At 67.2% G+C, this 16,516-nt stretch carries 13 protein-coding genes and 2 pseudogenes; 8 read left to right on the top strand and 7 right to left on the bottom strand.

Going from position 1 to position 16,516, the window contains the following annotated elements; genetic code table 11:
• Positions 1-5: 5 nt before the first annotated feature.
• Entirely contained in the window at positions 6-428 is a 423-nt protein-coding gene (locus AB0I35_RS25880) for a MarR family transcriptional regulator (protein ID WP_357398904.1), read from the bottom strand.
• 109 nt (positions 429-537) lie between these two features.
• Here AB0I35_RS25880 and AB0I35_RS25875 point away from each other — a divergent pair, with 109 nt between their 5' ends.
• Positions 538-1,665 (top strand): NADH:flavin oxidoreductase, encoded by a 1,128-nt coding sequence (locus tag AB0I35_RS25875; RefSeq protein WP_357398902.1) that lies wholly within the window; start codon positions 538-540, stop codon positions 1,663-1,665.
• A 4-nt stretch (positions 1,666-1,669) separates the two neighbouring features.
• Here the strand turns inward: AB0I35_RS25875 and AB0I35_RS25870 are convergent, their stop codons facing one another.
• From AB0I35_RS25870 to AB0I35_RS25860, 3 genes and pseudogenes are all read right to left on the bottom strand, one after another.
• Positions 1,670-4,054, bottom strand: a complete 2,385-nt coding sequence (locus tag AB0I35_RS25870; RefSeq protein WP_357398901.1) for an excinuclease ABC subunit UvrA — start codon at positions 4,052-4,054, stop codon at positions 1,670-1,672.
• A gap of 81 nt (positions 4,055-4,135) precedes the next feature.
• Positions 4,136-4,342: a hypothetical protein gene (locus tag AB0I35_RS25865; RefSeq protein WP_357398969.1), complete on the bottom strand. Its 207-nt coding sequence runs from the start codon at positions 4,340-4,342 to the stop codon at positions 4,136-4,138.
• A gap of 100 nt (positions 4,343-4,442) precedes the next feature.
• A pseudogene (locus AB0I35_RS25860) lies at positions 4,443-4,562 on the bottom strand (LLM class flavin-dependent oxidoreductase); the annotation flags it as partial.
• Positions 4,563-4,714: 152 nt separating this feature from the next.
• Between AB0I35_RS25860 and AB0I35_RS25855 the strand changes: the two are divergent.
• Positions 4,715-5,074, top strand: coding sequence for a DUF488 family protein (locus AB0I35_RS25855; RefSeq protein WP_357398899.1), 360 nt, complete (start codon positions 4,715-4,717; stop codon positions 5,072-5,074).
• A gap of 110 nt (positions 5,075-5,184) precedes the next feature.
• Complete coding sequence (fdhD, locus tag AB0I35_RS25850) at positions 5,185-6,036, top strand: formate dehydrogenase accessory sulfurtransferase FdhD (protein ID WP_357398897.1); 852 nt, start codon at positions 5,185-5,187, stop codon at positions 6,034-6,036.
• Between the two features lie 240 nt (positions 6,037-6,276).
• Here fdhD and AB0I35_RS25845 read toward each other — a convergent pair whose 3' ends face one another.
• Together AB0I35_RS25845 and AB0I35_RS25840 are read right to left on the bottom strand one after the other, a co-directional pair.
• Complete coding sequence (locus tag AB0I35_RS25845) at positions 6,277-7,194, bottom strand: LysR family transcriptional regulator (protein WP_357398896.1); 918 nt, start codon at positions 7,192-7,194, stop codon at positions 6,277-6,279.
• A gap of 6 nt (positions 7,195-7,200) precedes the next feature.
• Complete coding sequence (locus AB0I35_RS25840) at positions 7,201-8,313, bottom strand: FUSC family protein (RefSeq protein WP_357398966.1); 1,113 nt, start codon at positions 8,311-8,313, stop codon at positions 7,201-7,203.
• Between the two features lie 293 nt (positions 8,314-8,606).
• Here AB0I35_RS25840 and AB0I35_RS25835 point away from each other — a divergent pair, with 293 nt between their 5' ends.
• Entirely contained in the window at positions 8,607-10,925 is a 2,319-nt protein-coding gene (locus tag AB0I35_RS25835; RefSeq protein WP_357398895.1) for an FdhF/YdeP family oxidoreductase, read from the top strand.
• A gap of 19 nt (positions 10,926-10,944) precedes the next feature.
• Here the strand turns inward: AB0I35_RS25835 and AB0I35_RS25830 are convergent, their stop codons facing one another.
• Positions 10,945-12,396, bottom strand: coding sequence for a hypothetical protein (locus AB0I35_RS25830; protein ID WP_357398894.1), 1,452 nt, complete (start codon positions 12,394-12,396; stop codon positions 10,945-10,947).
• 97 nt (positions 12,397-12,493) lie between these two features.
• On the opposite strand from AB0I35_RS25830, the gene AB0I35_RS25825 reads away from it, so the two are divergent.
• The 4 genes and pseudogenes from AB0I35_RS25825 to AB0I35_RS25810 form a co-directional block, all read left to right on the top strand.
• Positions 12,494-13,546, top strand: coding sequence for a Dyp-type peroxidase (locus AB0I35_RS25825; protein ID WP_357398893.1), 1,053 nt, complete (start codon positions 12,494-12,496; stop codon positions 13,544-13,546).
• On the top strand, positions 13,547-14,344 hold the full coding sequence (locus tag AB0I35_RS25820) for a family 1 encapsulin nanocompartment shell protein (RefSeq protein WP_357398890.1): 798 nt from the start codon (positions 13,547-13,549) through the stop codon (positions 14,342-14,344).
• Between the two features lie 105 nt (positions 14,345-14,449).
• Positions 14,450-15,946 (top strand): cytochrome ubiquinol oxidase subunit I, encoded by a 1,497-nt coding sequence (locus AB0I35_RS25815; RefSeq protein WP_357398964.1) that lies wholly within the window; start codon positions 14,450-14,452, stop codon positions 15,944-15,946.
• A gap of 173 nt (positions 15,947-16,119) precedes the next feature.
• A pseudogene (locus AB0I35_RS25810) lies at positions 16,120-16,516 on the top strand (hypothetical protein); the annotation flags it as partial.

The raw sequence follows: 16,516 nt of genomic DNA, 5'->3' as shown, positions 1-16,516 counted from the left end.
TCCTCTTACTCCCGGAACACTTTCGACAGCAGCGCCGACAGCGTCCGGCGTTGTTCCACGTCGAGCCGCTCGAGACCCGCGCGCGTGCGGTGCATCTTCGCGCGGATCGCGTCGGTGACCTGCTCCCCCTCCGCGGTGATGACGAGGTGGGTGACGCGCCGATCGGCGGCGCTGGTCTCCCGGCGTACCAGCCCACGCTTCTCGAGCCGATTGATGATGCCCGTGATGTTGGAGGCATCGCAGTACATGGTCTCGGCCAGCCTTCGCATCGCGATGGGCCCACGGCGCAGCACGGTGAGAGTCTTGGCCTGGATAGCGGTGAGCTGCTCGCCGGCCGCGGCGGCGGTGAAGTCTCCGTAATACACGCCGAGCGACACCGACAACAGCTCCATGAGCTGGTCTGGATCGTCGCGGGGAGGCTCTGACATGGTTCAAGACTAGCGCCAGAAACTTGACGACCTCAAATATCTCCGCCTACGGTGGCGGCATTGCTTGAAGTTCTCAACCTTCGACATTCTCAAGTAAGCAGGAGCATTCATGACCGTCACCGTGTCCGACGCCGCCCGTGCGACGCAGGCCCTGTCACGACCCATCACCCTGAACGGCCTGACCGTCCCCAACCGGATCGCCATGGCCCCGATGACCCGGATGTTCTCCCCCGGCGGTATCCCCGGTGACGACGTGGCTTCCTACTACGCCCGCCGAGCCGCCGCGGGCGTCGGCCTGATCGTCACCGAGGGCACCTATGTCGGTCACGAGTCGGCGGGACAGAGCGATCGCGTTCCGCGCTTCCACGGCGAGGCCCAGCTGGCCGGGTGGGCGAAGGTCGCCGCCGACGTGCACGCGGCAGGCGGCACCATCGTCCCGCAGCTGTGGCACATCGGCATGGTGCGCAACCACGGTGAAGCGCCCTACCCCGACGCCCCGGCCATGGGCCCCTCCGGCATTCGCGTCGACGGCACCGAGGGCGCGGGCCACGCCATGACCCAGCGCGACCTCGACGACGTGATCGCCGCCTTCGCCGACGCCGCCGCGGCCGCCGAACGCCTCGGATTCGACGGGGTGGAACTCCACGGCGCCCACGGCTATCTCCTCGATCAGTTCCTGTGGTCACGCACGAATCGCCGCACCGACGCCTACGGCGGGGACGCGGTGGCCCGGACCAGGTTCGTCGCCGAGGTCGTCCGGGCCGTGCGCGCCGTCGTCTCGCCGACCTTCCCGGTGATCCTGCGCTATTCGCAGTGGAAGCAGGACGCCTACGACGGCCGCCTGGCCCAGACGCCCCAGGAGCTGGCGGCGATCCTCGCCCCGCTGGCCGAGGCAGGCGTCGATGTCTTCCACGCCTCGACCCGCCGCTACTGGCTCCCCGAATTCGACGGTTCCGACCTGAATCTGGCCGGCTGGACCAAGAAGCTCACCGGTAAGCCGGTGATCACCGTCGGCTCGGTCGGCCTCGACGGCGACTTCCTGAACGCCTTCCGTGGGCACGGCGCCGAACTGGGCAGCATCGACAATCTGCTCGAACGGATGGAACGCGACGAGGTCGACATGGTCGCCGTGGGACGTGCGCTGCTCCAGGATCCCGAGTGGGCGCGCAAGGTCCTCGACGGACGCTTCGACGAGCTGAAGCCCTTCGACCCCGCCGCCCAGAAGACCCTCAGCTGAGCGGTCACAGCATCCGCGCCAGGTAGGGGGCGGTTCGGCTGTCCGGCGCGGCCGCGACGTACTTCGGGGTGCCCTCGGCGACGACCCGGCCGCCGCGGGCACCGCCGTCGGGGCCCATGTCGATCACGTGATCTGCCTGTGCGACCACGACCATGTCGTGTTCGGCGACCACCACGGTCGCGCCGGAGTCGACGAGCGAATCGAGTTGGGCGAGCAGCACTTCGGTGTCGGCGGGGTGCAGCCCGGTGGTCGGCTCGTCCAGCAGGTACAGCGTGCCCGCGCGGCGGGTGCGTTGGAGTTCGGTGGCCAGCTTCACCCGCTGGGCTTCGCCACCGGACAGTTCGGTGGCGGGCTGGCCGAGCCGCAGATAGCCGAGCCCGACATCGAGGAGCGTGCGGAGCGCCCGGTGTACCGCGGGCACGTCGGCGAAGAACGGTTCGGCCTGTTCGACGGTCATGTCGAGCACGCCGGCGATCGTCGTGTCCCGGTAGGTGATCTCGAGGGTTTCGGGGTTGTAGCGGGCGCCGTGGCAGTCCGGGCACGGAGTGTAGGTGCTGGGCAGGAAGAGCAGTTCCACGGTGATGTACCCCTCGCCCTGACAGGTGGGGCAGCGTCCTTCGGCGACGTTGAAGGAGAAGCGGCCGATGCCGTAACCACGCGCCCGCGCCGCGGGAGTGTCGGCGAAAAGGGCCCGGACGGTGTCGAACAGGCCGGTGTAGGTGGCCAGGTTCGAACGCGGCGTGCGCCCGATCGGCGCCTGATCCACCTCGACCACCCGGTCGACGGCCGAGTCGGCTTCGGCGCCCGCCGAAATCGCCCGCAGCAGACTGGTTTTGCCCGCGCCCGATACCCCGGTCACGGCGGTGAAGACTCCGAGCGGCAGGTCGACGTCGACACCGCGCACGTTGTTGATCTCGATTCCTCGCAACTCCAGCGTGCCGTCGCGCACGCGGGGCACCCGCGGTTCGCGCGACACCTCGTCGAACAGGTAGCGCCGGGTCACCGAATCGGGCACCGCACGCAGACCGGCCACCTCTCCGCTGTAGAGCACCCGTCCCCCGTTGACGCCGGCACCCGGACCGACATCGACCACCCAGTCGGCGTGGCGCACCACATCCATGTCGTGTTCGACGAGAAGGACACTGTTGCCGGACTTTTCGAGTCTGCGCAGGACGGTGGTGAGCGCGGCGGTGTCGGCGGGGTGCAGCCCGGCCGAGGGTTCGTCCAGCACGTAGACGACGCCGAACAGCCCCGACCGCAACTGTCCCGCCAACCGCAGGCGCTGCAGTTCGCCACCCGAGAGGGTGGGACTTTCCCGGTCGATACCGAGGTAGCCGAGGCCGAGTTCGATCAGTACGTCCAGCCGGGACGTGAGGTCCTGGGTGAGTACGGCCGCCGCGCCGGTGCCGGTGGTGTAGGGCCGTAGCACCTCGGCCAGTTCGTGCAACGGCAGTTCACCGAGTTCGGCGATGTTGTAACCGGCGAAGGTCACCGCCAGCGATTCGGGCTTGAGCCGGTGTCCGTGGCACAGCGGGCACACGGTGGTGTGCAGGAATTCCGCGGCCTTGGCCCGGGTCTTCTCGCTCTTGGATTCGGCGTGGGCTCGGCGCAGCAGCCGGCGGGCGCTGCTGAAGGTGCCCTGGTAGGGGCGGTGGATGCGGTGGGCCTCGCGCTCGGGATGCACGGTGACGACGGGTTGTTCGTCGCTGAACAGGATCCACTCACGGTCGGCCGCATCGAGTTCGCGCCAGGGGCGGTCGATGTCGTAACCCAGCGCGGCGACCACATCGCGCAGATTCTTGCCCTGCCAGGCACCGGGCCACGACGCGATCGCCCCCTCCCTGATGCTCAACGACGGGTCGGGCACCATCGATTCCTCGGTGGCCTCGTGGATCACGCCCTGCCCGTGGCAGCGCGGACACGCGCCCTCGACGGTGTTGGGCGAGAAGGCGTCCGAATACAACCGGTTGGTTCCCGCCGGATAGTGCCCGGGTCCGGTCCGCGCGGGCCCCGCCGGGTAGTCGCCTTCGCGCGACATCAACAGCCGCAGCGTGTTCGACAGGGCACTCACCGTGCCGACGGTGGACCGCGACGACGGCGTGGACCGGCGCTGGGCCAGCGCCACCGTCGGCGGCATTCCCGAAACCTCGTCCACGTCGGGCGCTTCCACCTGATTCAGCAACCGTCGGGCATACGGTGCGACCGACTCCAGGTACCGGCGCTGCGATTCGGCGTAGAGCGTCCCGAAGGCCAGCGAGGATTTCCCCGAGCCCGACACACCGGTGAACGCGACCAGGGCATTACGCGGCAGCTCGACATCGACATCGCGCAGATTGTGGACCCGGGCACCACGCACCCGAACCGACGAATCGATCTCGCGCGAATCCACGGCTATCGACCCTACTCCCCGCGCTGCGTTGCTACCCGCCGTTGCCGGTAGCCGAGCCCGGCTGTCTCATCACTCTTCTCGTCACGGCCCCCGCCGGACGACCGACAGCGCCTCGGCGCGGGAGACGATCATCGGCAGTGCACGCAACCACCAGGTGGCACCCGCGCGTTCGTAGGCATCGCGGTTCTCGTTCGCGGCCACCGCCACGTCGAAGCCGGTCAAGTCGCCGCGGTGCTCGGCGATGATGTCCAGCATGTCGACCAGTCCGTCGGGCTCGCCTCCGGACACAGACCGTCGTATCTCGCGGCGCGACGCAGGGGCGCTTGCCGCACCGACCACCGCTGAGCAACTCGAGCCCGACGCTCTCCCACGCGACATCATGTGGCCGCCGGCGCGAGAGCGGCGTGACCCTTGGCCCGAACACCGCCCTGGTCGTCGCGGCCGCGATGGCGGCCAAACCGATCCAGCAGTCGCCGACGGCGAGGCCGGCTTCATCGGCGCGGGCCACGTGATCCCAGACGAAGACACCGTCGAATCCCGCCGATTCCGCCCCGACTCGCCGACGGATCCGGTGCGGTCGCGAGCCCCGTCCTGGGGGATGCCACCCCGCTATACAGTGACCGGCAGCTTCCGCCTACATCGACCGGCGAAAGAGGGCACATGACGAAGTCTCGGAATGTTCGCGTGCGCAGGATCTACGAGGACCCCGAACCGGCCGACGGCCGACGCGTCCTCGTCGACCGGCTGTGGCCGCGCGGCATCAGCAAAGAACGAGCCGACCTGACCGCCTGGTGCAAGGACGTCGCACCGTCGACCGAACTGCGCAAGTGGTACCACCACACACCGGAGAAGTTCGGCGAGTTCACGCGCAGATACCGGGCCGAACTCGAGCAGCCGACCCAGGCGACCGCCCTCGACGAACTGCGTGAGATGGCGAAAAGCGGTCCGCTGACCCTGTTGACCGCGTCCCGCCTCGTCGACATGAGCGAGGCGACGGTGCTCGCCGACATCCTCGGATGATAAGTCACGGTTGTCGACCGATCGGAGAGGCGACTTTGACGCGGATCGCCCGGCACCTTTGACTGTCGGTGAGCAGTGCCTGCGATCCGACCAGAGAAGCGGAGAACACAGTGGGACGAGTGACCGTGCGACGACCTGTGCTGCGCATCAGGGACGGCGTGCACAGCGAACGTCCCGACACGCTGGTGAGCGAGGAACCCCTCGAGATCCGGGTGGGCGGCCGCCCGCTGACCGTGACGATGCGGACGCCGGGAAGCGACTTCGACCTCGCGGCAGGCTTTCTGGTGAGCGAGGGGGTCGTTCGATCGCCGGATCAGATCGCCGGAATCCGCTACTGCGCGGGCGCGACCGCCGAGGGCACCAACACCTACAACATCGTGGACGTGGTCCTGGCACCCGGTGTCGCCGCCCCTGACCCATCGCTGGAACGCAACTTCTACACCACGTCCTCCTGCGGACTGTGCGGCAAAGCCAGCCTCGATGCGGTGCGCACCGCTGCCACCTGGTCGGTGGCAGACGATCCCGTGCGCTGCCCGCCCGAAGTCCTGGCGACCCTGCCGGACCGGCTTCGCGACGCGCAGAAGGTGTTCGACACCACCGGTGGATTGCACGCGGCCGGCCTGTTCACCGCCGACGGATCGCTGCTGTACCTGCGTGAGGACGTCGGCAGACACAACGCGGTCGACAAGGTGATCGGCGCCGCCGTGCGGGCCGCACTGCTGCCGTTGCGCGAAACCGTTCTGATGGTGAGCGGACGGGCATCCTTCGAACTTGTGCAGAAGGCGCTCATGGCGGGCATTCCGGTATTGGCGGCGGTATCCGCGCCGTCGTCGCTGGCGGTGGATCTCGCTGCCGACAACGGGTTGACCCTGGTCGGATTCCTGCGCGGCGATTCGATGAACGTCTACGCCGGCGCGCAACGACTGGCGACGGACCATCGCCACCGGATACTCATTCGCTGACGATGCCCGCGCCAGGTTGCTCGTCGGCGCGAGGATGACGGTGCAGAGCACGAACCAGCCGGCCACTACGACAATCGTTGCGGCAGTGGCGATGCCGGTCAGCAAACCGAGTGCCGCTGCCGATACCGACGGCCGCAGCCGCCGCAGCACCGAGCAGGCGAGTGACCGCCGGCAACAGCAACGGACCGCTCATGGCGGGGCAGCGTCCCCAACGGTCCTCGATGATCCCGTGATCGTCGGTCAGCCCGGTGCGGGCTCGCCGAGCGCGGCGTCCAGGTCGGCGGCACCAGCGGTCGTGACCAGCGCCTTGGCCAGTACCGAGCCGGGCTCCCCCGCCGCCGTGACCAGCACGATCTCGGCGGAGACGGCCGGGTCGTCGAGTGCGAGTACCCGCACTCCGGTGGGCGTGGGCAAGGTTCGCAGCCAGGGCTGCGGCACGACACACGCCCAGCGACCGGTGCTCACATGCGCGAGCAACGCGACCACGGAGTCGGTCTCGACCTGCGGCGTAGCGCGCAGTCCGCGCCCGGCGAGCGCTTCGTCGAGGAGCTGTCGTCCCCGCATTTCCTTGTGCAGCAGGCACATCGGCATTTCCAGCGCCTCGGCCCAGGTGATCGTTGCGGTGCGTCCCGCCAGGAGTTCGGTGCCTGCGAGCAGCACGTGCCGTTCGGTGTAGAGCGGGGTGCGGGTGAGCCCGCTGGTGTCGACCCCGTGCGCGTAGATGATGCCCGCGTCGAGTTCGTACCGACGGATACGCTCGACGATGTCGAGTGAACGCAGTTTGGTTTCCAGCCGCACCCGAACCAGCGGATGTTCGACGCAGAACGGGTCGGTGAGCAGGGCGACGGTGCTCGATGCCGCCGGAATCACGCCGATCCGCAGCTCACCGGTCAAACCGGTTTGCAGTGCGGCGACTTCGTGTTCGAGCGCGTCGCGGTCGGCCAGGATCCGCCGAGCCCACAGAACCAGCCGCTCCCCTTCCGGTGTGAGCCCCTCGAAGCTGTGTCCCCGCCGGACCAGCGGCACGCCGAGCTCGTGCTCGAGTTTACGCAGCGCTTCGGACAGCGCAGGCTGGGATACGTAGCACGACTTGGCCGCACGGGCGAAGTGACGTTCCCTGGCGAGCGCCACGAAGTATTCGAGCTGACGGAAGAGCACGTCTGCCTAGCCGTCGTCTCGGGCGGCGGCCGTCGCGTGGGGTGCCTGGGGGATCTCGCGCGCGTGCTCGACGGGCGCCTGGTCCGGGTACGGTCCCATCACGACAGTATGCGGGGCCGGATCACGGATCAGCAATGCGACAGCTGATCCCACGGCCACGCCGATCACCGTGTCGAGCCCGCGCTCGGTGAGCATGGTGAGCGGATCGGTCGGGTCGGCGAGCTCGGTCATCGCCATGATCAGCGGCGTGAAGAAGCCGAGCGCCAGCGCGTAGTGACGCGCCATGAACAGCTCGGTCGGATACAGCAGCGCGATGATCGCGAGCCCGAGCACCGCCGGGCTCGGTCCCGGGATCAGCAGCGGTGTCGCCACGAGCAGGCCGAGGAAGGTGCCGATCACCCGGTGCATCCCCCGGGTCATCCGGTCGCGCGCGGTCGCCGCCGCCAACGGCACGGCCGCACCGGCCATGGCCCAGTTGGCGTGCCCGACACCGAGCAGCAGACCGATGCCACCGGACAGTGAGATCGCCAGTGCGTAGCGGCCCGCCTGGGTCGCCGAGTCGATGCCCCGGCGGTGCGGTGGACACCGGCTCGGCACGTCGGTGGCCGTACCGCGCCGCACGCGGCGAGTGGAGTCCAGGTATCCGACGGCGACGCACAGGATCGCGGTGCCCGCGCAGATCAGCAGCGCAGTGACCGGATGACGCTGGGTGTCGGCCACCATCGCGATCGCGCCGAAAGCGAAGATGCCGAAGAACGGGCCCTCCGGCCGCAACCCGAGCCGGTCGGTGACCGGTGACGCCACCGCGGCGAACACGGCGACGGCCGCGACCAGCACCGCGGGCGGAACGTGCAGCCGACCGAGCAGAATGCCCGCTCCCACCGCGCCGACCAGCATCACGGCGGCCTCGCACTGGTGGGCGAGTCGTTGCCTCGGTGCTTCGGCGAACCCGTACATGCCGGTGAAGGAACCGAACACCGCGTAGATGAGCAGATCGGTGCGTCCGGCGACGACGAGTATCAGACCGGGGATCGCCAAGCCGGCGAAGACGCGGGCGGCGGGCAGATGATCGATCTCGGTGACGAATCGCCGAAACACCGGGCGCGCCTGTTTCAGCATGGTGCGCAAGATTCCTCCGAGGGTCGGTCGCGGGCATGCCCGTAGGGCCGATGAACCACGGTGCATGAATCGTGCGCGAGGCGTCAACCGGCCGAAATCGGGCACATCGGACGAATTCAGGGGGTACGCGGCAGCGATAAACCACACCTATCGAGCAGTCGGAAGTCGGTCTTGGCCACGGCCGCCCGCGACGGCGACGATGGTGACGGCCCGCCTACCTCGAATCGTGGCTCCCCGGGGAGAGAATTCCGGCGGACGGGAAGACCGGCTTCGAAATCGTCGAAGGGACTGTCATGACCGATGCGTTTGGAGAGTTCGACCCCGACGACGGCCCGAGCGGTGCTCGCGACCGCGCGGCGACCCCGGAATTCGAGCCGTACCATCATCCGGCCGCCGGATGGGGCGCAGCGAAAGCGGTCACCGAGTTCATGATCGGCCAGGAGAAAGAACCACTGCTCGGCACCCGCGCCATCATCAAGATGAATCACGAGAACGGTGGTTTCGACTGCCCGGGATGCGCGTGGCCCGATTCGATCAAGGGCATCCATCTCGACATCTGTGAGAACGGCATCAAACATGTCACGTGGGAGATGACACACAAACGGGTGACGCGGGAATTCTTCGCCGAGCATTCGGTGGCGGAACTGTCCACGTGGAGCGACCACGACCTCGAGAATCAGGGCAGGCTCACCGAGCCGATGCGCTACGACCCGGTCACCGACCATTACGTCCCGATCAGCTGGGACGACGCGTTCGCGATGGCGGGCAAGGCCTTACGCGAACTCGACGACCCGAATCTGGCGGCCTATTACACCTCGGGTCGGCTCGGCAACGAGGCGACATTCCTCTATCAGCTGATGGCCCGGGAACTCGGCACCAACAATCTGCCCGACTGCTCGAACATGTGTCACGAGGCGAGCGGGCGCGCGCTGCAGGCCGCCCTCGGGACCGGTAAGGGCACCTGCGACCTCGAGGACTGGGAAACCACCGACGCGCTGTTCATCCTCGGCGTGAACGCCGCCTCCAACGCACCACGCATGCTGACCGCCCTCGCCGAGGCCGACCGGCGTGGTGCGCAGATTGTGCACATCAACCCGCTCGTGGAAGCCGGTGCGACGCGCACCATCATCCCGCACGAGATCCTGCGGATGGCGACGTTCCGCACGACCGATACCTCGACACTGAACCTGCAGCCGCGCATCGGCGGTGACTTCGCCCTGATGCGTGGCATCGCCAAGGCCGTGTTCGAGGAATCCGAATCCGATCCCAAGGCACTCGATCACCAGTTCATCGAGCGGCACACCCACGGCTTCGAGGAATACCGCGCGGTCGTCGAGGCCACGCCGTGGTCGACGATCGAGGAACAGTCCGGGCTCACCGAGGACGATGTCCGCAAGGCCGCGCGGGTGTACTGCGAGGCCGACCGCAGCATCATCAGCTGGTGCCTCGGGGTGACCCAGCACGAGCACGGCGTCGACACCGTTCGCGAGATCGTGAACGTGCTGCTGTTGCGCGGCAATCTGGGGCGCGAGGGTGCCGGTCCGTCGCCGGTGCGCGGGCACAGCAATGTGCAGGGCAACCGCACCTGCGGTATCGCCAACAAGCCGGCGGCGCAGTTCCTCGATCGGCTCGACGCGGCCTGCGGCATCACCTCACCGCGTGCCGACGGCTACGACGTCGTCGCCACCATCGAGGCGATGCAAGCCGGAAAACTGAAGGTGTTCATGGCGATGGGCGGCAATTTCGCGCTCGCCGCACCCGACACCGCCTACACCTACCAAGCCCTGCGCAAATGCGACCTCACCATCCAGGTGAGCACCAAACTCAACCGCAGCCACCTGGTGCACGGCACCGAAGCCCTGATCCTGCCGTGCCTGGGCCGCACGGAAAAAGACATCCAGCGCGGCGGGGAACAGCAGACCTCGGTCGAGGACTCGATGGCGATGGTCCACCTGTCCAAGGGCATGAAGAAGCCGGCCTCCCGGCACCTGCTGTCCGAACCTGCCATCATCGCCGGAATCGCGAAAGCCGCACTGCCACAGAGCAAGACGCCGTGGGACTACTACGTCGCCGACTACGACCGCATCCGCGACACCATGTCACGAGTGCTCGACGGATTCGAGGATTTCAACCGGCGAGTGCGTTTGCCGCTCGGCTTCCGCATCAAGCAGCCGGCCCGGGAACTGATCTTCCTCACGCCCTCGGGCAAAGCGGAGTTCTCCTGCGCCGATCTGCCCGATCTGACCCAGGAACCGGGCATTCTTCGCCTGGCGACGCTGCGATCACACGATCAGTGGAACACCACCATCTATTCCGACAACGACCGCTATCGCGGCATCAAGAATCTGCGCACCCTCGTTTTCATGAACGACGACGACATGCGCGAACGCGGCCTGTCACAATTCGACGAGGTGGATATCACCAGCATCGCCCGCGACGGCAGCACCCGGTCGGTCCACAACTACAAGGTCGTCCCCTACGACATCCCCCGCGGTTGCGCGGCCGGATACATGCCCGAACTCAATGTGTTGTGCGCGATCGGCGACATCAGCACCCAAAGCGATCAGCCGATCATGAAAAACGTGAAGGTCACCATCACCCGCTCGGCCTGAAGCACCGTCACCGAGGAATTCAACGACCGATTCGGACGATGCCTGTGGTGACTCCCTGTAGTACCTCGCCGTTGCGCAGAATCAACGGCGAGGTCTGCAGTGGGTCGGCGAGCAAGGTGGGTGGCAGTGCGTTTCGGCTCACCACTGCGCCGTCCTCGGGATCGATGACGGTGAAGGAGTAGCCGTCGATGGGTGTGGTGTTCGGTGTGCCGTCGCGGATGACCGTGTACATCAGTCCGTCCGCTGTCGAGAGGTGCGGTACCGCGGCACTGCGCACCGTGTTCTCCCAGACCGTTCGGCAGCCGTCGCGGTCCACGTCGACGCGCGTCATGCCGCCGGTGAACGGCGCTGTTCCGGGTTGCGCCGGACCCGCACCCGCCGGCACCGCCGGGTACGGATACCCGTAGGTGGAGGCCACGAAGACCGAGCCGCCGATACCGATCGGCGAGTTCTCGCTGCCCGCACCGCCGTTGCTGAGCACCGGCCGAGAGCAGACGAGTTCGCCACTGCCGGAACGGAATACGAGAACCTTCACCTGATCGGCGGCGTTGTCGACGATGGTCAGATAGTCGGCGCCGGTATCCGGGCCGAAGTACGTCGGTGTCGACCCGGTACCCCACGACAGCTGCCCCGGTTTGCGGGCCGGGCCCCGGTCGTAGGCCGCGCGCCACAGCCGCACCGGCTTGCCCGACGCATCGGTGCCGAATTCGTAGAGCGCGTGCGTGGTCGCGACCGCTACCCGGCCGCTCGGCGCGGAGGAGATGCTGTTGGCCACCTTCTCCTCGGCGGGCAGGGTCAGCGTGGCGATCACGCCTTCCGCGGTGACTGTCCCGACGATGCCGTTCTCCGTCGCGAACCACACCGTGCCCGACCGGTCGGGCACCAGGCCGGTGACGCCGTCGTCCGCCGGAACGGCCGTGGTCAGGTCGACGGCTTCCACCACCCGCAATTCCCATCCCCTGGCGCCGCGTTCGTGGGCGATTCGCAGAAGCGCGCGGTTGCCGTCGACCACGACCAGCCGGTCGGCGTGGTCGAGATAGGCGTACACCCCGCCGAGCAGACCCCCTTTGGCCAACGTCAACTGTGCGAGCGATCCGGACATCGCCGACCCGGTATCCGGATTTCCCCCGGCGGACGGGTCGATCAAATGCACTACCGGCGCACGATCGGCCACCGCCGTACACAGCGCCACGACGAGCCCGTCGGAGCCCTGCAGCAGAGTGGGGCAGGCCGCCCCGAGTGGGTACCCGCCGACGACTCGCGCGCCGGGCCCGGGTCCGGCGTGCGGCACCGCGTCCGACGACCCCGCGTCGCCGTGCATGGTCGCCGTACCCGTCGGTCCGAGAAACGGATTCGGCCCGGCGAGCGGCCCCCAGCCGGGACCGGCCGCGCCGGTGCCCGTGGACAACACAGCGAGCGCGCCGAGCACGAGCAGAACTGCCGGCGACCGGCTGGTATGACGAGCGAACATGAGGCAGATACTGCCGTATTCCGGCGAAGGGGACACACTGCCTGACACGCACCGATGAAGCACATCCCGAACATCGGTGCGCCGTAGGCTGACCGCCATGGGTGAGCCGCAGCGGGTCCTCGTTCCACTCACACAGGCAGCGATCTTTCTCGTCGCCACCATCGATGAGGGCGGTGAGGCGGCGGTCCGCGAACTCCTGGCCGAGGTCGACGACCTGCGCAAGTCGGACGGTTTCCGCACCCCGGATCAGCATCTCAGCTGTGTCGTCGGCATCGGGCACCGCGCCTGGGGCCGGTTGTTCATCGGTCCCGCACCCACCGAGCTGCACGAGTTCCCCGGCTATGCCGGTCCGGTGCACTCCTGCCCCGCCACTCCCGGCGACCTGCTGTTCCACATCAGGAGCGAGATGACGGGCACCTGTTACGAATTGGCGGTGGCGATCGCGACCAGGCTGCGCGACGCGGCGACCGTTGTCGACGAGACATCGGGGTTCCGCTACTTCGAACAGCGCGACCTGCTCGGGTTCGTCGACGGGACCGCGAATCCGGAGGGCGGCGCGGCCGAGGCGGCAGTTCTCGTCGGCGACGAGGATCCGGTGTTCGCCGGTGGCAGTTACGTGATCGTGCAGAAATACCTTCACCCACTCGACGAATGGAATGCCCTGACGATCGAGGAGCAGGAACTCATCATCGGGCGTACCAAACTCAGCGATTACGAACTGCCCGACGACGTGAAGCCACCCAGCTCCCACGTCACCATGAATACGATCGTCGATGCCGACGGGGTGGAGCACGATATCGTGCGCGCGAATATGCCGTTCGGCACCGTCGGAGACGGCCGGCTCGGCACGTATTACATCGCCTACTGTGCCACACCATCCGTACCGGAGAAGATGCTCGAGCGCATGTTTCTCGGCACCGACGAAGCACCCTACGACCGCATCCTCGACTTCTCGACCGCTGTCACCGGCGGTCTGTTCTTCGCTCCGTCCGCCGATTTCCTCGGCGATCTGCCTGATGCACCCTCATCCGTCGCCGACGAAGACGTCGATATCGATGTTCCCGAGTTCGCTCCGGTCATCGCCGCCGAGGCAGCCCCGGTGGTCTCGGACGGTTCGCTCTCCATCGGGTCAATGAAAGGGAGTAACTGAATGAACAACCTGCATCGCGAACTCGCGCCGATCACCGACGAGGCCTGGACACAAATCGAAGAAGAGGCCACCCGCACGTTCAAGCGCAATATCGCCGGACGCCGGGTCGTCGACGTGTCCGGTCCCCGAGGTGTGGCCTATTCGGCGCTGAACCGGGGCAGACGCACCCCGGCCGACTCCCCCGACGACGGTGTGCAGGCACACCAGCGCGTCGTGCAGCCGCTCGTGGAACTCCGGGTGCCCTTCACGTTGAGGCGCTCCGAACTCGACGACATCGAACGCGGCGCCCTCGACGCCGACCTCGACAACCTCAAAGACGCCGCCCAGAAGATCGCCTTCGCCGAAGACCGCGCGATCTTCGAGGGCTACGCCGCCGCGGGCATCACCGGCATCCGCGCCGCCGCCTCCAACTCCCCCGTCGCCCTGCCCGGCAATGTGGTCGACATCCCCGACGCCATTTCCCATGCCCTCACCGAGTTGCGCCTGGCCGGTGTCCAGGGTCCGTATTCGGTCCTGCTCAGCGCCGACCTCTACACCAAGGTCAGCGAAACCTCCGACCACGGCCACCCGATCCGCACCCACATCGAACGGCTCATCGACGGCGAGATCATCTGGGCACCGGCCATCACCGGTGGTTTCGCCCTCACCACCCGCGGCGGCGACTTCGAACTCGCCATCGGCCAAGACCTCTCCATCGGTTACCTCAGCCACGACGCCGAGACCGTCCAGCTGTACTTCCAGGAAACCTTCACCTTCCTGGTCGAGACCTCCGAAGCCGCGGTATCACTCGGGTCCTGAACCCCGAAAACCACGTTCGACGCTCCTCTCGACAGCGGCGCACACGCGTCTGCTTCGGCGACAGATCACAACGACGGCAGGAGACCGACGATGAGTACGTTGGCGATGAGCACCGTCGATATCTCGAGGTGGCAATTCGGTATCACCACGGTGTATCACTTCATCTTCGTCCCGCTCACCATCGGTCTTGCTCCGATCGTCGCGGGAATGCAGACGGCGTGGGTCGTCACCGGCGACGAAAAATGGTATCGGCTCACCAAGTTCTTCGGCAGATTGTTCCTGATCAATTTCGCGATCGGCGTGGCCACCGGCATCGTGCAGGAGTTCCAGTTCGGGATGAACTGGAGCGAGTACTCCCGTTTCGTCGGCGATATCTTCGGGGCCCCTTTGGCTTTGGAAGCCCTGGTCGCCTTCTTCCTCGAATCGACCTTCATCGGCCTGTGGATCTTCGGCTGGTCCCGGCTGCCGAAACTCGTTCACCTGGCCACGATCTGGTTGGTGGCCATCGGGGTGAACGCGTCGGCGTATTTCATCATCGCGGCCAACTCGTTCATGCAGCATCCGGTCGGTGCCAGGTTCGATTCCGAGACCGGCCGGGCCGAACTGGACAGCATCTGGACGTTGCTCACCAACAACACGACGCTGGCGGCGTTCCCGCATGTGGTCGCCGGCGCGTTCCTCACCGCGTCGGTGTTCGTCGCCGGTATCTGCGGGTGGTTCATGGTGCGCACTATGCGCAGCGGTGACGCGGCGAAACAGTCCGAAGCGACCACGCTCTGGCGTCCCGCGGCTCGCGCTTCGCTGTATGTGGTGACGGCGTCGATCGTGGTGGTGGCACTCACGGGCGATATCCAGGGCAAGATCATGTTCGATCAGCAGCCGATGAAGATGGCCTCGGCGGAATCGCTGTGTCACACGGCGACGGACCCGAAGTTCTCGGTGCTCACCGTCGGCACACACAACAACTGCGACAGCGTGGAGCACCTGATCGAGGTTCCCTATGTGCTGTCGTTCCTGGCCGAAGATCAGTTCACCGGCGTGACCCTGCAGGGCGTCGAGGACCTGCAACGTTCCTATGTCGAGCAATACGGGCCCGGCAATTATCGGCCGAATCTGTTCGTCACCTACTGGTCGTTCCGCACCATGGTCGGCCTGCTCGCCGGCCCGATGGTGCTGCTGCTTGCCGGATTCTGGGTGACCCGGGGTGGTCGCGCCCCAGACCGGCGCTGGTTCGCCTGGCTGAGCCTGCTCGCCGTCCCGACGCCGTTCCTGGCCAACAGTGCGGGCTGGGTGTTCACCGAGATGGGGCGCCAGCCCTGGGTGGTCGTTCCCGACCTCGCCGGCGACCTCACCATCCGCATGACCGTGGACCAGGGCGTCTCGGACCACGCGCCGGGCACCGTGCTGTTCTCACTGATCGTGTTCACCCTGCTCTACGGTGCGCTCGCGGTGGTCTGGTACTACCTCATGCATCGGTACACCGTGGTGGGCCCGGCGCCGGATTCGACCACGTCGCAGCACGACGATTCGGGCCCCGACGACGGCGGTGGCGGCGGCAAACACCGCGCCGAACCCGTCGAACCGCTGTCTTTCGCCTACTAGGGCGCCGATGGTCCGACGCCGTTCGGACTGTGTCGACGATTGTCGGCGCGGGACCGATCGACGGTCGGGAACAGTAACGTCATGCCCTCCGAATCCGACCGCAATGGTGTGTGGTGGGCTTTCGGCGACGGGACGGAGGGCAAGTGGCAGCCGGTCGGATGAGACGAACCGCGGTGGCAGCCGGCACCGTGGGTGTCCTCGGGGTCCTCGGCTACTGCGGGCTCGCGGCTGCCCAGCCCACACCGCCGCCCGGCGGCCAGGTCGCCGTCGCGGTGCTCGACCCTACCGCCGTGCCCGACACCTCGAAACTCCCCGACAGCGGCGCGCTCCGGTTCGTCGCCGAACCCGGGGACCACGGCAACGGGAACTCGGACCCTGGCAACGGAAACGGCAACCAAGGCAACAACGGCGGCAACCAAGGCAACAACGGCAACCCGAACCCCGGCAACGGAAACGGCAACCAAGGCAACGGCGGCGGCAACCAAGGCAACAACGGCAACCCGAACCCCGGCAACGGAAACGGCAACCAAGGCAACGGCGGCGGCAACCAAGGCAACAACGGCAACCCCG

Origin of the sequence: Nocardia sp. NPDC050378 (assembly GCF_040655675.1) — a bacterium.
Lineage (GTDB): Bacteria > Actinomycetota > Actinomycetes > Mycobacteriales > Mycobacteriaceae > Nocardia > Nocardia coubleae.
Note: the sequence above shows the minus strand (reverse complement) of the source record. Positions and strands in the feature narration are given on the sequence as shown.